The organism is Blastomonas sp. 34TW (genome assembly GCF_059803595.1).
On the sequence record NZ_JAPFGW010000002.1, the window covers coordinates 143,361 to 158,263 of the forward strand.

General features: G+C 64.5%; 19 protein-coding genes and 1 tRNA gene. 8 read left to right on the forward strand and 12 right to left on the reverse strand.

Going from position 1 to position 14,903, the window contains the following annotated elements; genetic code table 11:
• Positions 1-7: 7 nt before the first annotated feature.
• The gene (gene hemA / locus OPU69_RS03875) at positions 8-1,228 is read left to right on the forward strand and encodes a 5-aminolevulinate synthase (protein WP_498509408.1); all 1,221 of its coding nucleotides are present in this window, start codon (positions 8-10) and stop codon (positions 1,226-1,228) included.
• Between the two features lie 188 nt (positions 1,229-1,416).
• On the opposite strand, the gene OPU69_RS03880 is transcribed toward hemA, so the two are convergent.
• Positions 1,417-1,929, reverse strand: a complete 513-nt coding sequence (locus OPU69_RS03880; protein WP_060979767.1) for a c-type cytochrome — start codon at positions 1,927-1,929, stop codon at positions 1,417-1,419.
• 275 nt (positions 1,930-2,204) lie between these two features.
• Here OPU69_RS03880 and OPU69_RS03885 point away from each other — a divergent pair, with 275 nt between their 5' ends.
• Positions 2,205-2,567, forward strand: coding sequence for a hypothetical protein (locus tag OPU69_RS03885; RefSeq protein ID WP_498509409.1), 363 nt, complete (start codon positions 2,205-2,207; stop codon positions 2,565-2,567).
• A 68-nt stretch (positions 2,568-2,635) separates the two neighbouring features.
• Here the strand turns inward: OPU69_RS03885 and OPU69_RS03890 are convergent, their stop codons facing one another.
• Together OPU69_RS03890 and OPU69_RS03895 are read right to left on the reverse strand one after the other, a co-directional pair.
• Positions 2,636-3,319 (reverse strand): 2OG-Fe(II) oxygenase, encoded by a 684-nt coding sequence (locus tag OPU69_RS03890; protein ID WP_060979765.1) that lies wholly within the window; start codon positions 3,317-3,319, stop codon positions 2,636-2,638.
• Positions 3,320-3,436: 117 nt separating this feature from the next.
• Positions 3,437-4,381, reverse strand: a complete 945-nt coding sequence (locus OPU69_RS03895; protein WP_498509410.1) for an RcnB family protein — start codon at positions 4,379-4,381, stop codon at positions 3,437-3,439.
• 305 nt (positions 4,382-4,686) lie between these two features.
• Between OPU69_RS03895 and OPU69_RS03900 the strand changes: the two genes are divergently transcribed.
• The 3 genes from OPU69_RS03900 to OPU69_RS03910 all read left to right on the forward strand — a co-directional run bounded on the left by OPU69_RS03900 (position 4,687) and on the right by OPU69_RS03910 (position 7,019).
• Entirely contained in the window at positions 4,687-5,352 is a 666-nt protein-coding gene (locus OPU69_RS03900) for an MOSC domain-containing protein (protein ID WP_498509411.1), read from the forward strand.
• 11 nt (positions 5,353-5,363) lie between these two features.
• On the forward strand, positions 5,364-6,563 hold the full coding sequence (locus OPU69_RS03905) for a dipeptidase (protein ID WP_498509412.1): 1,200 nt from the start codon (positions 5,364-5,366) through the stop codon (positions 6,561-6,563).
• Between the two features lie 75 nt (positions 6,564-6,638).
• On the forward strand, positions 6,639-7,019 hold the full coding sequence (locus tag OPU69_RS03910; RefSeq protein ID WP_498509413.1) for a hypothetical protein: 381 nt from the start codon (positions 6,639-6,641) through the stop codon (positions 7,017-7,019).
• Between the two features lie 104 nt (positions 7,020-7,123).
• On the opposite strand, the gene OPU69_RS03915 is transcribed toward OPU69_RS03910, so the two are convergent.
• From OPU69_RS03915 to OPU69_RS03935, 5 genes are all read right to left on the reverse strand, one after another.
• Positions 7,124-7,429, reverse strand: a complete 306-nt coding sequence (locus OPU69_RS03915; protein WP_060979762.1) for a hypothetical protein — start codon at positions 7,427-7,429, stop codon at positions 7,124-7,126.
• 72 nt (positions 7,430-7,501) lie between these two features.
• Entirely contained in the window at positions 7,502-8,863 is a 1,362-nt protein-coding gene (gene accC, locus OPU69_RS03920; protein WP_498509414.1) for an acetyl-CoA carboxylase biotin carboxylase subunit, read from the reverse strand.
• 4 nt (positions 8,864-8,867) lie between these two features.
• Positions 8,868-9,329: an acetyl-CoA carboxylase biotin carboxyl carrier protein gene (gene accB, locus OPU69_RS03925; RefSeq protein WP_498509415.1), complete on the reverse strand. Its 462-nt coding sequence runs from the start codon at positions 9,327-9,329 to the stop codon at positions 8,868-8,870.
• A gap of 159 nt (positions 9,330-9,488) precedes the next feature.
• Positions 9,489-9,929, reverse strand: a complete 441-nt coding sequence (aroQ, locus tag OPU69_RS03930; RefSeq protein WP_498509416.1) for a type II 3-dehydroquinate dehydratase — start codon at positions 9,927-9,929, stop codon at positions 9,489-9,491.
• Between the two features lie 60 nt (positions 9,930-9,989).
• The gene (locus tag OPU69_RS03935) at positions 9,990-11,189 is read right to left on the reverse strand and encodes an FAD-dependent monooxygenase (protein WP_498509417.1); all 1,200 of its coding nucleotides are present in this window, start codon (positions 11,187-11,189) and stop codon (positions 9,990-9,992) included.
• A 102-nt stretch (positions 11,190-11,291) separates the two neighbouring features.
• Between OPU69_RS03935 and OPU69_RS03940 the strand changes: the two genes are divergently transcribed.
• The gene (locus tag OPU69_RS03940; RefSeq protein ID WP_498509418.1) at positions 11,292-11,897 is read left to right on the forward strand and encodes a DUF6445 family protein; all 606 of its coding nucleotides are present in this window, start codon (positions 11,292-11,294) and stop codon (positions 11,895-11,897) included.
• Positions 11,898-11,906: 9 nt separating this feature from the next.
• On the opposite strand, the gene OPU69_RS03945 is transcribed toward OPU69_RS03940, so the two are convergent.
• Complete coding sequence (locus tag OPU69_RS03945) at positions 11,907-12,041, reverse strand: hypothetical protein (RefSeq protein ID WP_498509419.1); 135 nt, start codon at positions 12,039-12,041, stop codon at positions 11,907-11,909.
• 139 nt (positions 12,042-12,180) lie between these two features.
• On the opposite strand from OPU69_RS03945, the gene OPU69_RS03950 reads away from it, so the two are divergent.
• Positions 12,181-12,255, forward strand: a tRNA-Thr gene (locus tag OPU69_RS03950).
• Positions 12,256-12,270: 15 nt separating this feature from the next.
• Here the strand turns inward: OPU69_RS03950 and OPU69_RS03955 are convergent.
• The 3 genes from OPU69_RS03955 to OPU69_RS03965 all read right to left on the reverse strand — a co-directional run bounded on the left by OPU69_RS03955 (position 12,271) and on the right by OPU69_RS03965 (position 14,136).
• Positions 12,271-12,858 (reverse strand): NADPH-dependent FMN reductase, encoded by a 588-nt coding sequence (locus OPU69_RS03955; RefSeq protein ID WP_498509420.1) that lies wholly within the window; start codon positions 12,856-12,858, stop codon positions 12,271-12,273.
• A 45-nt stretch (positions 12,859-12,903) separates the two neighbouring features.
• Positions 12,904-13,761 carry a formyltetrahydrofolate deformylase gene (purU, locus tag OPU69_RS03960; RefSeq protein WP_060979755.1) on the reverse strand — a complete coding sequence of 286 codons (858 nt, stop codon included), beginning with the start codon at positions 13,759-13,761 and terminating at the stop codon, positions 12,904-12,906.
• Between the two features lie 63 nt (positions 13,762-13,824).
• Entirely contained in the window at positions 13,825-14,136 is a 312-nt protein-coding gene (locus OPU69_RS03965; protein WP_060979754.1) for a GNAT family N-acetyltransferase, read from the reverse strand.
• Between the two features lie 213 nt (positions 14,137-14,349).
• Here OPU69_RS03965 and infC point away from each other — a divergent pair, with 213 nt between their 5' ends.
• A complete protein-coding gene (infC, locus tag OPU69_RS03970) occupies positions 14,350-14,895 on the forward strand; it encodes a translation initiation factor IF-3 (protein ID WP_081096846.1) in 546 nt (181 codons plus the stop codon).
• Positions 14,896-14,903 lie beyond the last annotated feature (8 nt).

The window sequence follows — 14,903 nt, forward strand, 5'->3', positions numbered from 1 at the left end:
AGTGGTTATGGACTATGAGGGGTTTTTCCAGAGCGAAATCGATACGATCCGCGACGAGGGGCGGTATCGCATCTTCGCCGAGCTGGAACGCCATCGCGGCCGCTTTCCACACGCCACGCGCTATACCGATGAGGGGACCGACGAGGTCACCGTTTGGTGCTCGAACGACTATCTCGGCATGGGCCAGCATCCCGATGTGCTCAAAGCGATGCACGACACGCTCGACCAGTGCGGCGCGGGCGCAGGCGGCACGCGCAACATTTCGGGCACCAACCATCACCATGTGCTGCTCGAGGCCGAACTCGCCGATCTGCACGCCAAGGAATCGGCTTTGCTGTTCACCTCGGGCTATGTCTCGAACTGGGCAGCGCTCGGCACGCTCGCGGCCAAGCTCCCCAATTGCGTGGTGCTGTCCGACGCGGGCAACCATGCCTCGATGATCGAAGGCATCCGCCACAGCCGCGCCGAATGCCTCAAGTTCAAGCATAACGATCCGGAAGATCTCGACCGGCTGCTCGCGGGCGTCGCGCCGGGCCGGCCCAAGCTGGTCGCGTTCGAAAGCGTCTATTCGATGGATGGCGACATCGCCCCGATCGCCGAGATTCTCGACGTCTGCGAAAAGCACGGCGCGATGAGCTATATCGACGAGGTCCACGCGGTCGGCCTGTACGGCCCGCGCGGCGGCGGCATTGCCGAGCGCGAAGGCCTGATGGACCGGATCACCGTGATCGAAGGCACGCTCGGCAAGGCGTTCGGCGTGATGGGCGGCTATATCGCGGCCTCGGCGGCGCTGTGCGATTTCGTGCGCAGCTTTGCCAGCGGCTTTATCTTTACGACCGCCTTGCCGCCCGCGCTCGCCGCAGGGGCCACCGCCAGCATCCGCCACCTCAAGGCCAGCCAGATGGAGCGCGCGCGCCACCAGGAACGCGTCGCCAAGGTGCGCAAGCGGCTGGACCTGATGGGCATTCCCCATCTCGACAATCCCAGCCACATCATCCCGGTGATGGTCGGCGATCCGCACAAGTGCAAGCGGATCAGCGACTGGCTGCTCGAAAATCACGGCATTTATGTGCAGCCGATCAACTATCCCACCGTGCCCAAGGGGACGGAACGCCTGCGTATCACGCCCTCGCCGGTGCACTCGGACGGCGATTGCGACAAGCTGCTCCACGCGCTGAGCGACATCTGGTCGCAATGCGAGCTGGCGCGGCGGGCCGTGGCGGCCTGAACTCTACCGACGCATTCTCGTCATTCCCGCGAAAGCGGGAATCCCGCTTTTTCGTCTGACCTCGGAAGAGGAAGCGGGGCCCCCGCCTTCGCGGGGGTGACGATGAAGTAGCATGGTGCCCCCAACAAAAAAGGCCGCTCCTTGCGGAGCGGCCTTTCGTGTTTCGGCGCAAACCGTGATCGGGTCGATCAGGGCTGCTGCAGATAGGCGATGAGGTCGGCGCGCTTCTGCGCGTCGGGCAGACCTGCGAACACCATCTTGGTGCCCGGCACCACGCGGGCGGGCTTTTCCAGATACTGGAAGAGCTTTTCCGGGGTCCAGGTGATGCCGCTGTTCTTGTTGGCGGGCGAATAGTTGAAGCCTTCGACCGAACCGGCGGCACGGCCGACGATACCGGCGAGCGAGGGGCCGACGCGGTTCTGGCCGGCTTCCTTGACGTGGCAGGTCTTGCACTGAACGAAGACCTTCTCGCCTTCAGCGGCGTTGCCGGTGAAATCGGCGAGCTTCTTGCCGTCGAGCGTATCGGTATTGTCCGCAGCCGGAGCCTCGGCCGCAGCCGGAGTCGCGGCGGGGGTTTCGGCGCCAGCGTCAGCGGCCGGAGCGGCGGCTTCTTCTTCGGCCTTGGGGGTTTCGCTGCCGCCCGAGCAGGCGGCCAGCATAGCAACGCCGGCCAGGACGCCGGCATAGCGCAGTGCATTCATTCTGGACATGAACTCTCCTCTTGCTCGGCGACATTCGCCCTGAAGCAGCGGTCAATATAGACGAGCCGGACCCGTTGAAAAGTGGGGAAGGCTGCGGATGAACGCCAGATGAAGAAAAATGTTCATCGGAAATGGCATCCGGCGTGAAAATTTACGCGTTTTGGGCGCGACTGCGCCCGAGCGCCCCTGTCCAGCGCCCAGCCGCGCCATGGCGCTTACCTGAATCGGTGCACGATGCGTTGGAGGGCAATGGGGGCGCTCGAAGGAGACGAACGATGAGCAAGCTGATCCGCAATGCCCTGGCAGGAACGCTGCCGCTGGTGATTCTGGCTCTGCCCGCCCAGGCCGGAACCCCTCGCACCCTCCCGGCGCGCGATGGTGCCCATGCGCCGCCGATCCGGACCGAACCGGTGCAGGGCGTCTATAACCAGTCGTGGTACAATTATGTCGCCGATATCAACGAGGCGGACAAGGAACTCACCAGTGATCTCAAGCGCGCGACCGACCGCGAGGACCGTGCCGACGCCTGGGAGGAATATGAGGTCGAGCTGGCCGGTGCCGACAAGGATTATGTCAAGGAAATGCGCCAGCGCGGCTACAAGGTCGGCCGCGTGACGGTGCTCGCCTATAACGATTGAGCAGACCCATGAGCTGTGGGTGGCGGCCCGTCTCCAGGCTCAGCGGAGACGGGCCGCCTTATGTTCGGCTATACCCAGAAACCGCGCCGAAACCATTTGGTGACGATGTATTTCGTGCCTTGGGTCACCGGATTGCCGCTGTGCAGCAGATAGGGATTGGGCCGACCGTCCAGGCCCATATTGTTCCAGATCAGCAGCATGCCCGTGCGCGGCAGCATCTTGAACGACAGTTGCGGGAACTCGGTTTCGCCCCCGCCCGCCGGCTCGTTGAGGAACACCATCGCCGTCCAGCTGCGCTGCCCGCCCTTGTTGCGTTCCTTCTGCCAATAGGGCTGGTCGGTGTGGAAATAGTCGTGATGGGCCTTGAACTGCTGGCCGACGGCATAACGCTGGCCCTGCAGCGTTTCGCCCCGCCGCGAATCAATTCCTGTCAGTCCGCAGATGCGGTCGTCAATGCGCAGCACATCGGGGTGCCAGCGATCGAGATTGCAGCTGTAGCTGGTCCGAAAATCGTTCTGATCGGCGCCGGCCCCTGCGCGATACAGCTCGGAAGGGATCGCATCGGCATCGATCATGCGGATGAGCTCGGCGCATTCGCCGGGGGTCATGAAATCCTGATAGCAATAGATCTGCATCGGGACCTTCACATCGTCGAACGCGATGCGCTGCACGCGCGGATGGGCATCGAGCTTGTCGCCCACGTCGCGGCCGATCCTGGCCAGTTCGCGCCGATGCAGAAAGTCGCTGATCATGGCCGGGGGATGGCGCGCGCGCCCTGTGCCTGTCAACCCGGGCAGTCGTGAAAAGGAAAGACCCGCCGGATGGCTCCGGCGGGTCTTGCACAGGTCGCAGCATGCGCGTTGCTAGGCTTACCAGAAAAAATCGTTGATCACATCAACAACCTGCCCGGTATAGATGTCCACCAACAGGACATCGCCATAATAGCGGACCCAGCGATACTGGCCATAAGCCGGGGGAAGGCGATAGGCCCAGGGGTCGTTGATCCAGAAACTGCTGGCGAAAAACGGCGCGCCCAGCGTGAAGCCTATGCCCAGGCGGCGATAGTTCCAGCCGCGCACCGGCGGGTAGTAGCGCCCGACGTTAAAGAAGGCGCGGTTCTGGTTGCGCCAGCCATACCAGTCATAGCGCCGATCGTTGCGCCATCCGCGATCCCAGCCGCGTCCGCGACCGTCCCAGCCGCGCCGGTCCCAATCGCGACCGTTCCAGCCCCGATCGGCCCAGCCGCGCCGATCCCCGTCGCGACGGTCCCAGTCGCGGCGGTTGTCGCGATAATCGCGGCGGTCGTCGCGCCTGTCTGCACGGAAGTCGCGGCGATCATCCCGGCGGTCGCGGCGGAAATCTCGCAAGTCTCCGCGCTGGTCGCGGCGGAAATCCTGGCGATCGTCGCGCCGGTCGGCGCGGAATTCGGGCCTCGTCACGACGCCGTTGCGGAAATCCTGCCGGTCGGCGCGACGCTCCTGGCGGAAGTCGCGCAGATCACCGCGCTGTTCGCGGCGCAGATCCTGCCGGTCACCGCGGCGTTCCTGACGGAAATCCTGCCGGTCGGCACGGCGTTCCTGACGGAATTCGCGCGGCGTATCGATGCGCGCGGTGCCGATGCTGTTGCGAATCTGCCCGCGGAACTCGCGGCCGCCACCGCCGCGCTGGCCGCGAAACTCGCCCCCGCCCCGGCGTCCTTCGCGTTGCTGGGCCGCAGGCTCGAGCCCCGTTGCCATGGCGATACCGGGTGCGGACGCCTGGACCGCCAGGTCGGCGGCTTCGGCCCTGTTTGACGTCCACAGCAGACTGGCCAAAGCCAGCGCTGCAAGGCCTGTCGGCAACCGCAGAAGGCGCGCTTGCGGGCTGGATTGGGCGAGGGGGGACGGGGATGCTTCAAGGATTGGTGACATGACCAAAATCGACCTTTCGATAATGGCCTGAGCAATCGTGTCGGCAACCACGCGGCACAGGACTGTTGGTATTGCACAACCATTACAAAGCGCCGCCTGACCCTCAGCTTAACCAATATCGTATACTTTAGAGGCGTTTGTATAGCTATGCAGTCGAAATGAAGGAATTGCGTTGCACGCTCAACCATTCAAGCGTAGCTTGCAACTGCATGAGTTCGCAAGCGGTCCGCGTCCTGGCGCTGCTCACCGGCAAGCCCCGCCCTTTTCGTGAGGATGGCACGATGAGCGCCATTGCGCGTCAGCCGATGACCGGGCCGGTCATGCTGACCGAGCTGGGTTTCGAAGGCGATCAGGTGGCTGATCCGGTGCACCATGGTGGCCCGGACATGGCGATTCACCATGATCCGTTCGACCATTATGCCTATTGGCAGCAGAAGCTCGATTCGCACAAATTGCTGCAGAAGCCGGGTGCGTTCGGCGAGAACATCTCGACGCGCGGGCTGGTCGAAAGCGAGATGCGCATCGGCGATCGCTTTCGCCTGGGCCAGGCGCTGGTCGAACTGACCAAGGGACGCCAGCCCTGCTGGAAGCTCGATCATCGTTTCGGCGTATCGGGCAAGCAATCGGTCATGGCGGAAATCGTGCGCACGGCGCGTTGCGGTTTCTATTATCGTGTGCTTGAACCCGGGCTTGTCCAGGCAGGCGATGTCATGCGGCTGGTGGAGCCGGGGCCGTCGGCCTGGACCGTGGACCGCGTGTTCCGGCTGCTGGTCGGCGGGCAGTACAAGGCAGAGCCCGAGGCGGTGCGCAAGCTCGCCGATCTGCCTCAGCTCGCCGCCGATTGGCGCAAGCGTGCGGCCGCGCTCGCCGATTGAAGGGAAAGCACATGAAATCGATGCACCGGCATATGCTGGGGCTGATGCTGGCTGCGGCCTGTATCGCAGGCCCTGCCGCTGCGCAGGACGCCGGGGACCCCGCCGCGATCCACCAGTCGATCCTGACGCTCGACACGCATCTCGACAGCCCGGCCAATCTCGACCAGCCCGGCTGGCGCATCACCGACCGGCACGATGTGCTGCACGATACGACGCAGGTCGATCTGCCGCGGATGATCGAAGGCGGCCTCGATGGGGGCTTCTGGGTGATCTATACCGATCAGGGCCCCAATGACGCGCGGGGCTATGCGGTGGCGCTGGCGCATGCGCTCAAGCGGCTGCACCAAATCCACGATTTCGTCGCCGCCAATCCGCAAAGCTTCGCGATCGCGACCAAATCGTCGGATGCCGCGCGTATCGCCGCAGCGGGGCAGCGCGTGGTCTATCTGTCGATGGAGAACAGCTATCCGCTCGGCAACGATATTGCCAATCTCGACGCCTTCTACCAGCTTGGCCTGCGCATGGCGGGGCCGGTGCACAATGGCACCAACCAGCTTGCCGATTCGACCAATGGCGAGGCGCTGCACGGGGGCCTCAGCGATCTCGGCAAGGCCTGGGTGCGCGAGGCGAACCGGCTGGGCATCATCATCGATGGCAGTCATGCCGCCGATAGCACCTTCGACCAGCTGCTCGAGCTTTCGAAAGCGCCCATCATCCTGTCGCATTCGGGCCCCAAGGCGCTGCACGACCATCCGCGCAACCTCGATGACGCGCGGCTCAAGGCGCTCGCGGCCAAGGGCGGGGTGATCCAGGTCAACAGCCTGTTCCTGTCGCCCGACAAGCCGCGTCCGACAGTCGATGCGCTGCGTCCGCAAATCGAGACCGCCGATAGCCTGCCGCCCGAAGAACGCGCCGCGCTGATGAAGCAATGGGCCGAGGCGAACGCTGCCGAGCCGCGCTCCGACACCGATTTCGACCGCTACATGCAGGCGATCTTCTATTGCATCGATCTGCTCGGGGTCGATCATGTCGGCATCGGCGCGGATTGGGATGGTGGCGGCGGGGTGATCGGCCTCAACCAGATCAACCAGATCCCGAAGATCACCGAGGCGCTGCTGGCACGCGGCCTGTCTCGCGAAGATGTCGAAAAAATTTGGAGCGGCAATGTGCTGCGCGTGATGGCCGAGGTGGAGCGCGTCGCGGGCAAATAAGGGGCCAGGGCTATTTGCGTGCCTTGCGCGCGGAATTGCGATAAGCTCTCGGAGCAGACCGGATGGGAGAAGGCCATGACGCGTCGGATTTCGAGCTCCTTTGCGATGCTGCTCGCGGCCCTGGTGTCGCTGTCCACGGCCTCGCTGGCCGCGCCCGAACGCAAGCCCGATCTCGCTGATCTGGTCGCGGGGACCTATGTCGGCGACATCATTTCCGATGCGCGCGGGTCCTCGAAATCGGGGGTGACGATCACCGTGACTCGTGTCGCCAAGGACCGGGTGGCGATCGCTTGCGACTGCGTGCGCATCCCCAAGGTCGAAATCCCCATCGAACGCGCGATGGACGCGATCCTCGCGAGCAGCGGGCCGCATGTCTTCCTGATCGAGAACCAGCGCGATCCGCGCCGCCTCAGCCTGACGATCGACGACGCCTCGCTGAGCCTCGAAAAGCAGTAACCCGTCATGCCCGCGAACGCGGGAATCCCGCTTTTTCGCCCATGTTGCCGAAGGAAGCGCGGGCCCCGCGTGCGCGGGGGAGACGAAACTGGGCAGCTGTAAGGTTACGCCATTTCCACCGCGAACAGCGTCTTGCCCTGATAGCGCTCCTCGTCGGGATTGAACACCGGCTGCAGGTCGAACTCATGCGCGGTCAGCGCCATATCGCCCAATCCGTCGAGCTTGAACGCGCTGACCTTGAGCTCGCGCGGAGGCTTGCCGTCGCGTTCGAGCGTCACGCCATCGAGATAGAGCTGGTCGTGCTTGGTATACAGGATGTGCGGCGCCAGCCGGATACGCTGGCGGTTATAGGTCGCCTCGAGGCATTTGCGCAGCGCGATGGCTTCCAGCACGGTCTTGTTTGTATCCATCGCGCCAATATGACCAATGCTGCACCGCGTTTCAACGGAAAATTGTGCGGTGCAGCATAAGTCTCGATGGTGTCAGGCCTTTTCCTCGGCCTCCAGCTCGGCCAGCCATTGCTCGAGCCACTTGATCGTGTACTCGCCCGACAGGAAATCGGGCTCGTCGAGCAAAGCCTGGTGCAGCGGGATGGTCGTCTTGACGCCCTGCACCACGAATTCCTCGAGCGCGCGCTTCAGCCGCATGATGCAGCCCTGGCGGGTGCGGCCATAGACGATCAGCTTGGCGATCATGCTGTCGTAATAGGGCGGGATCTTGTAGCCGGCGTACAGCCCGCTATCGACGCGCACATGCATGCCGCCGGGCGGGTGATAATAGCTGACCAGGCCGGGTGACGGCGCAAAGGTGCGCGGGTCCTCGGCATTGATGCGGCATTCGATGGCATGGCCGCGAAACTCGACGTCTTCCTGCTTGACCGAGAGCGGATGCCCCTCGGCAATGCGGATCTGTTCGCGCACCAGATCGACCCCGGTGATCGCCTCGGTCACCGGATGCTCGACCTGAAGCCGGGTGTTCATCTCGATGAAGTAGAACTCGCCATTTTCCCAAAGGAACTCGATCGTCCCCGCGCCGCGATAGCCCATATCGGCCATTGCCTTGGTGACGACCGCGCCCATGCGCGCGCGCTCTTCGGGCGCGATGACCGGCGAGGGCGCTTCCTCGAGCACCTTCTGATGGCGGCGCTGCAGCGAGCAATCGCGCTCGCCGAGGTGAATGGCATTGCCCTTGCCGTCGCCGAAGATCTGGAACTCGATATGGCGCGGGTTGCCGAGATATTTTTCCATATAGACGGTGTCGTCACCGAAGGCCGACTTGGCCTCGCTGCCCGCCTGCTGCATCAGCGTTTCGAGCTGGTCTTCGCTCGGCACGACCTTCATGCCGCGCCCGCCGCCGCCCGATGCCGCCTTGATCAGCACCGGATAGCCAATCGATGCCGCGATGATCTTGGCCTCGTGGATGTCCTTGATCGCACCGTCCGATCCGGGGACCAGCGGCATGCCCAGCGCGCCGGCGGTCTTCTTGGCCTCGACCTTGTCGCCCATGGTCCGGATATGCTCGGGCTTGGGGCCGATCCAGATGATCTTGTGCGCCTCGACGATCTCGGCGAACTTGGCGTTTTCCGAGAGGAAGCCATAGCCCGGATGGATCGCGTCGGCCTGGCTGATTTCCGCTGCAGAAATGATGTTGGCGATGTTGAGATAGCTCTGACCTGCGGGCGGCGGGCCGATGCACACGGCTTCGTCCGCCAGGCGAACGTGCATCGCATCGGCATCGGCGGTGGAGTGCACCGCGACCGTCTTGATGCCCATCTCGTGCGCCGCACGATGGATGCGCAGCGCGATTTCGCCGCGATTGGCGATCAGGATCTTCTTGATGGCCATGGGCTTACTCGATGACGACCAGAGGCTGGTCGAACTCGACCGGCTGGCCATCCTCGACCAGGATCGCGGTCACCTTGCCCGCGCGCTCGGCGGTGATCGGGTTCATCACCTTCATCGCCTCGATGATCAGCAGCGGATCGCCGATCTTGACCGTCGCACCGATGCTGACGAACGGCGCAGCACCCGGCTCGGGCGCGAGATAGCTGGTGCCGACCATCGGCGACTTGACAGCATTGGCCATCGAGGGCGCGGCGGGCTCTGCAGGCGCAGCCGGGGCTGCAGGTGCGGCGGACGGAGCAGCAACGGGTGCGGGTGCCGCGGGGACCGCGACGCTGGCGACCGGTGCGGCGCTGATCGTGCGCGCGACGCGGATCTTGCGATCGCCGTCTTCCACCTCGATCTCGCTCAGGCCCGTTTCGCCCAGCAGTTCTGCCAGTTCGCGCACCAGTTTGCTGTCGATGTTCATGCCGCCTCCCTGTTTGTTGTTGCTGCTTTTGCCGCTTGGTGATGCCATGGTCCTGCGCCCTTTATTCTGCTTTTGATCAGGGGCGGCTCTTTGGCTGCTCCCGTGCGTAATTTCAATCGCTCACCCGCATCATGCCAGCAGACGCGGGGGCGTCAAAGCTCATAACTGCGCTGCGGCCTCCAGCGCCAATAGATAAGACGTTGCGCCGAAGCCGCAGATCGTGCCTTTCGCTGCGCGCCCGACGAACGAGACGTGACGAAATTCCTCGCGCGTGTGCGGGTTGGACAGATGCACTTCGATCACCGGTGTGGTGATCGATCGGATCGCATCGAGCAGTGCCACCGACGTGTGCGTATAGGCGCCCGCGTTGAGCAGCACCGCTTTCGCCCCGGTCGCCTGCGCCTCGTGCAGCCAGTCGACCAGATGGCCCTCATGGTTGGACTGGCGCATGTCGATGGAAAGCCCGAGCGTCTGGGCGCGATCTTCGAGCCGGTCGGCAATATCATCGAGCGTGTCCGAGCCGTAGATTTCCGGCTCGCGCAGGCCCAGCAGGTTGAGATTGGGACCGTTGAGAACGAAGATGGTGGGGTGTTCGGCCATGGGGACTTTCCGTTCGCTGGCCGGATGCCGCGAGATGCCCCTATGCGGGAAACCGCCCGCTTAGGCAAGAATCCCGCTGCGGACGCTCATGGGACCGCCGCCATAGAGCCAGTCCCAGCGCGCCATCATCGCATCGGGGCGTGCGCTGGCGGCGCGGCCGAGCGGCAGCCGCATCGCCAGCGTTGCGAGCGGATTGCCCTCGTGAAAATCCACCCCGTTCGATCGCGCCATCGCCTGGATGCGCGCGGTGCGCGGCTGGCGCAGCGCGAAGAAGCGGGCGAGCGCGGGTTCGATGTGCTGCGGTTCGAGCGGCAGCAATTCTGCGAGCGCAAAGCCGTCCTCGATCCCCATCGCTGCGCCTTGCGCCAGGAACGGCAGCATCGGATGGCAGGCATCGCCGATCAGCACCGCGCGGTCCCGGTGCCAGGCGCGCATCGGCTTGCGATCGAACAGCGCCCAGCGCAACGGGCGCTCGACCCGCGCGAGCAGAGGGGCAAGCGCGCTCCACCCGGCGAAATCGGCGCGCAACCGGTCGGCATCGCCGGGCAGGTTCCAGCCCTCCTCGCGCCAGTCGGCCTGTTCGGTCACCGCGACCAGATTCACCATGTCGGGGCGGATGCGATAGGTCACCGCATGGCGGCGCGGCCCGAGCCAGGCCCCCACGCCGGGCGGCGGCGCAGCCGGATCGGCGGAATCGATCCGCACCAGCGCGCGCCAGGCGACATGGCCGGTAAAGCGCGGGGTGTCCGCTCCGAACAGATGTTCGCGGACCATCGAACGGATGCCGTCGGCGCCGATCAGCAGGTCGGCGGTCAGCGTTTCACCCGTTGCGGTGGTGATCGCGGCGCCCTCTGCGCGAATGTCGATTTCGGTCAGTCCCATGCCAAGGTGCAGCGCACCGGGTTGCACCTGTTCGAGCGCTTCGGCCAGGATCGCCACCAGATCGGCGCGGTGCAACGTCACATAGGCTGCACCCCAGCGCCGCCTGGCTGCATCGCCGAGCGGAACCTTCAGGATATCGCGCGCGCTGCGGCCATCTCGCAAGGTGATCGCCGCCGGGGTCTGGCCTGCGCTCGCCACCGTCTCGCCGACGCCCAGCGCACTCAGCACGCGCATCGCATTGGGGCCGAGTTGCAGCCCTGCGCCCACCTCTTCGAGCGCGGCCGCCTGTTCGATGATGCGCACCGCATGGCCCTTGCGCGCCAGCGCCAGCGCGGCGGCGAGCCCGGCAATACCTGCGCCGGCGATCAGGATGCGCATGTCAGGGTCCGGGGCGAGGGCATGAGGCCTGTCTAGCGCAGCGTGCAATTCATGCAACGCCCTGGCTTTCGCAGTTCGCCATCCGCCGCTATGCCAGCGGCCATGCTGCCCTCGCTGCTCATCATAGACGATTTCCTGGCCGATCCGCACGGCGCGCGTGCCGCCGCGCTCGGCCTCGGCTATGACCCCGCGACCCGCAAGGGCAATTATCCCGGCACGCTCTCGTCCGCGCCGCTCTCGATTGCCGGGCTCGAGGCGGCGGTGGCGCGGATCATCGGCGTGCCCGTCGTGCCGCAGCCTGGAACCACGCATGGCCATTGCCGCCTGACGCTCAAGGGCGATCGCGGGGTCAGCGGCGTGCATATCGACCCGTGCTTCTATTCGGGCATCCTGTATCTCAGCCGCGACGAGGACGCGCGCGGCGGCACCGATTTCTTCCGCCACAAGCGCACCGGGCTGGAAAAAGTGCCGACCGACCCGCTGGCCCTGGCGCAAAGCGGCTATGCCGATGCCAACGCCCTGGTCGAGGATGTCGTCAACCGCGACACCTTCCACGCCGCGAAATGGGAGCGCGTGATGCGCGTGCCGATGCGGTTCAACCGGCTGATCCTGTTCAGCCCTTGGCTGTTCCACAATTCGGCGGACGGATTCGGCACCACCGGCGAGAACGGCCGCCTCGTCCATCTGCAATTCTACGCGCGCGGCTGACCCGCCTGCTTACGATTCGCCGGTTGCGCCCATCGCGCGCGCCTGCGCCTTTCTGCGGCGCAGATTTTCGCGCAGATTGGCGGCAAGCCTGGCCTTGCGCTCTTCTGCGGGGCTCGGTTTCGGCGGGGTGGGCGGCTTTTCCATCGGCTTTGCTGCATATCGTCGCACCGGCGCATTTGGCAAGACCAGCGAGGGTTGACAAACCATCGGCACCTGCGCATAGGCGCAGGCCTTGCGAGCGGGCAGCTATCTTCCCGCACCGCAACGGCTTGCGAAATGGTGTGCTGCTGTAGCTCAGTGGTAGAGCGCATCCTTGGTAAGGCTGAGGTCGGGAGTTCAATCCTCCCCAGCAGCACCATTTCGCCAATCCCCATCAATAAGGCGGTTTGACGCGTTCCTTCTGGGCCGCTGCCGCGTCTGCCCACCAGGTCAGTTCGTCGGCGAACTTGCCGAAGCTCCGCTCCAGCGATGCGCCGCCCGAGCCGATCGGCTGGCCCTGCTCGTCGAGCGTTTGCGTGATCTGCCCCACTGAGAGCATGCTGGGGATCACCACCATACCCATTTCGGACAAGGTCGGGTGCCAGGCCTGGCCGGCGCGCACGCCGGCGAAGCGCCCGGCGGAATAGGTGGCGAGCGCGGCGGGCCGCCAGAACCACTGTTCCAGATAATGGTCGGTCAGGTTCTTGAGACCCGGCTGCACACCCCAATTATATTCGCCCGCGACGAACAGGAACGCGTCCGCCGCCTCGATCTTTCTCGCCAGATCCTCCATCGCCACCGGCGCGGTGCCGGGCTCGTATTCCTTGTACATCCGGTCGAGCATCGGCAGCCCGACCGCCTTGGCGTCGATCAATTCGGCATCGACCCCGCGCTCGGCAAAGCGGCGTACGCAATAGTCGGCGAGCCGGATCCCCGCCCGGTCCGAGCGGTACGACCCATAGAGCACCAGCAGTTTCTTCATCGGCAATCTCCTGTCGCGAACGATACGGTCGGACTGCCGGACGGTTCAATCGGTAAACACCACCGTCTTGGTTCCATTGAGCAGCACCCGATCGGCCAGATGGTGCCGCACCGCGCGCGCGAGCACGCGGCGCTCGATGTCGCGGCCCTTGCGCACCAGCGTCTCGGGCGAATCGGCATGCGTGATCTGCTCGACATCCTGCGCGATGATCGGACCTTCATCGAGATCGGCGGTGACATAATGCGCGGTCGCACCGATCATCTTCACCCCGCGCGCATGCGCCTGATGATAGGGCTTGGCCCCCTTGAAACCGGGCAGAAAGCTGTGATGGATGTTGATGCAGCGGCCCGAAAGGAACGCGGCAAGATCGTCGGAGAGGATCTGCATGTAGCGCGCGAGCACGACCAGCTCGGCCCCGGTCTCTTCGACCACGCGCTTGATTTCGGCCTCCTGCTCGGCCTTGGTCTCACGCGTGACGGGCAGGTGGTGGAAGGGAATGCCGCCAAGGTCCAGCCCGGCCAGCGACTCGACCGGATGGTTGGAGACGATGCCGACGACATCCATCTGCAATTCGCCGATTCGCCAGCGATAGAGCAGGTCGGCCAGGCAATGGTCGAACTTGGAGACGAGGATCAGCACCTTCCGCGGCGTGTCGGCAAGGCGGAGCGACCAGTCCATCGCATATTCCTGCCCGAGGTCCTGAAAGCGTGCATCGAGCGCCGCGGTCAATGTGTCGGGCAGGGTGAAGACCACCCGCATGAAGAAGCGCCCGGTCTCCTGATCCTCGAACTGCGCGGCCTCGCGGATGTTTCCGCCGGTGGCGAACAGCAGGCCGGTGACGCGGCTGACAATGCCGGGGCGGTCGGGGCAGGACAGGGTCAGGATATGCAGTGCGTCGCTCATGATCGGCCTTGGGTTCGCATTGGATCCCATGCTGTTGCCAAGAGCGTGGCCCTGCGTCGAGCCTTAATCTGCCAGCACGTCCTTCCATTCCGGATGACGCTGGAACGCGGCGACGACATAGCTGCAGCGGGGAATCACCTTCCAGCCCTGCGCGCGCGCCGTATCGATCAGCGTATCTACCAGCTTGCCGGCAATGCCCTGGCCGCGCATCGAATCGGGTACATAAGTGTGGTCGGCGCTCACGCGTCGCACGCCGCCGACCGCCGGTGCTTCGGCATAGGTCAGTTCCGCCTCGGCGCCCTCGGCGCGGTAGACGAAGCGCCCGTCCTGGCCTGCGGTTTCGTGATCGATCGTGATCTGTTGGGGACTGTCCATGCGGCTGCTCCTTGCGAAATCATCGCCCGGCCCGATATGGAGCGGGCATGAGGGATCGGCAAGAAGACGCCCGGGGGCGTCCAATCGTTGCGCGATTGCAACGCTTGCCATGATTCTGGCGGCGGGCCAGCCGCGCCATCCGCACGAAACTCTTTATCTATCAGCCAACTTGGCTTATATCGCGCGCTCGAAGAAACATCAGGAGAATTCGCTATACGTCCGCCAGCACCCCGTCGCGGCCTTGTTCTGCCACCCAAATCCGGCCCGCGCTTCAATCAGTTCATCCAGTCGCCCCAGGTTCGGGTGATCGATGAGAATGGCGAAAATCTTGGCGTATTGCGTACAGCAGATGCGATAGAGCGTGCCGCAGCGGTGGGTCTCGACCTGGTCGAGGTCTCGCCCAATGCCGAGCCGCCCGTCGCCAAGTTCCTCGATGTCGGCAAGTACAAGTACGAGGCCCAGAAAAAGGCCAATGCCGCGCGCAAGAACCAGAAGACGCAGGAGATCAAGGAGATCAAGATGCGTCCGAACATTGATGACCACGATTATATGGTCAAGATGAAGAAGGTGCATGCGTTCATCGAAGAGGGCGACAAGGTCAAGATGACGCTGCGCTTCCGCGGCCGCGAACTCTCGCACCAGCAGCTTGGCATGGCCCTGCTCCAGCGCGTGCAGGAAGACGTCAAGGAAACCGCCAAGGTGGAAGCCTATCCGCGTATGGAAGGCCGCCAGATGCTGATGGTGCTGGCACCCAAATAAGGGCGTGC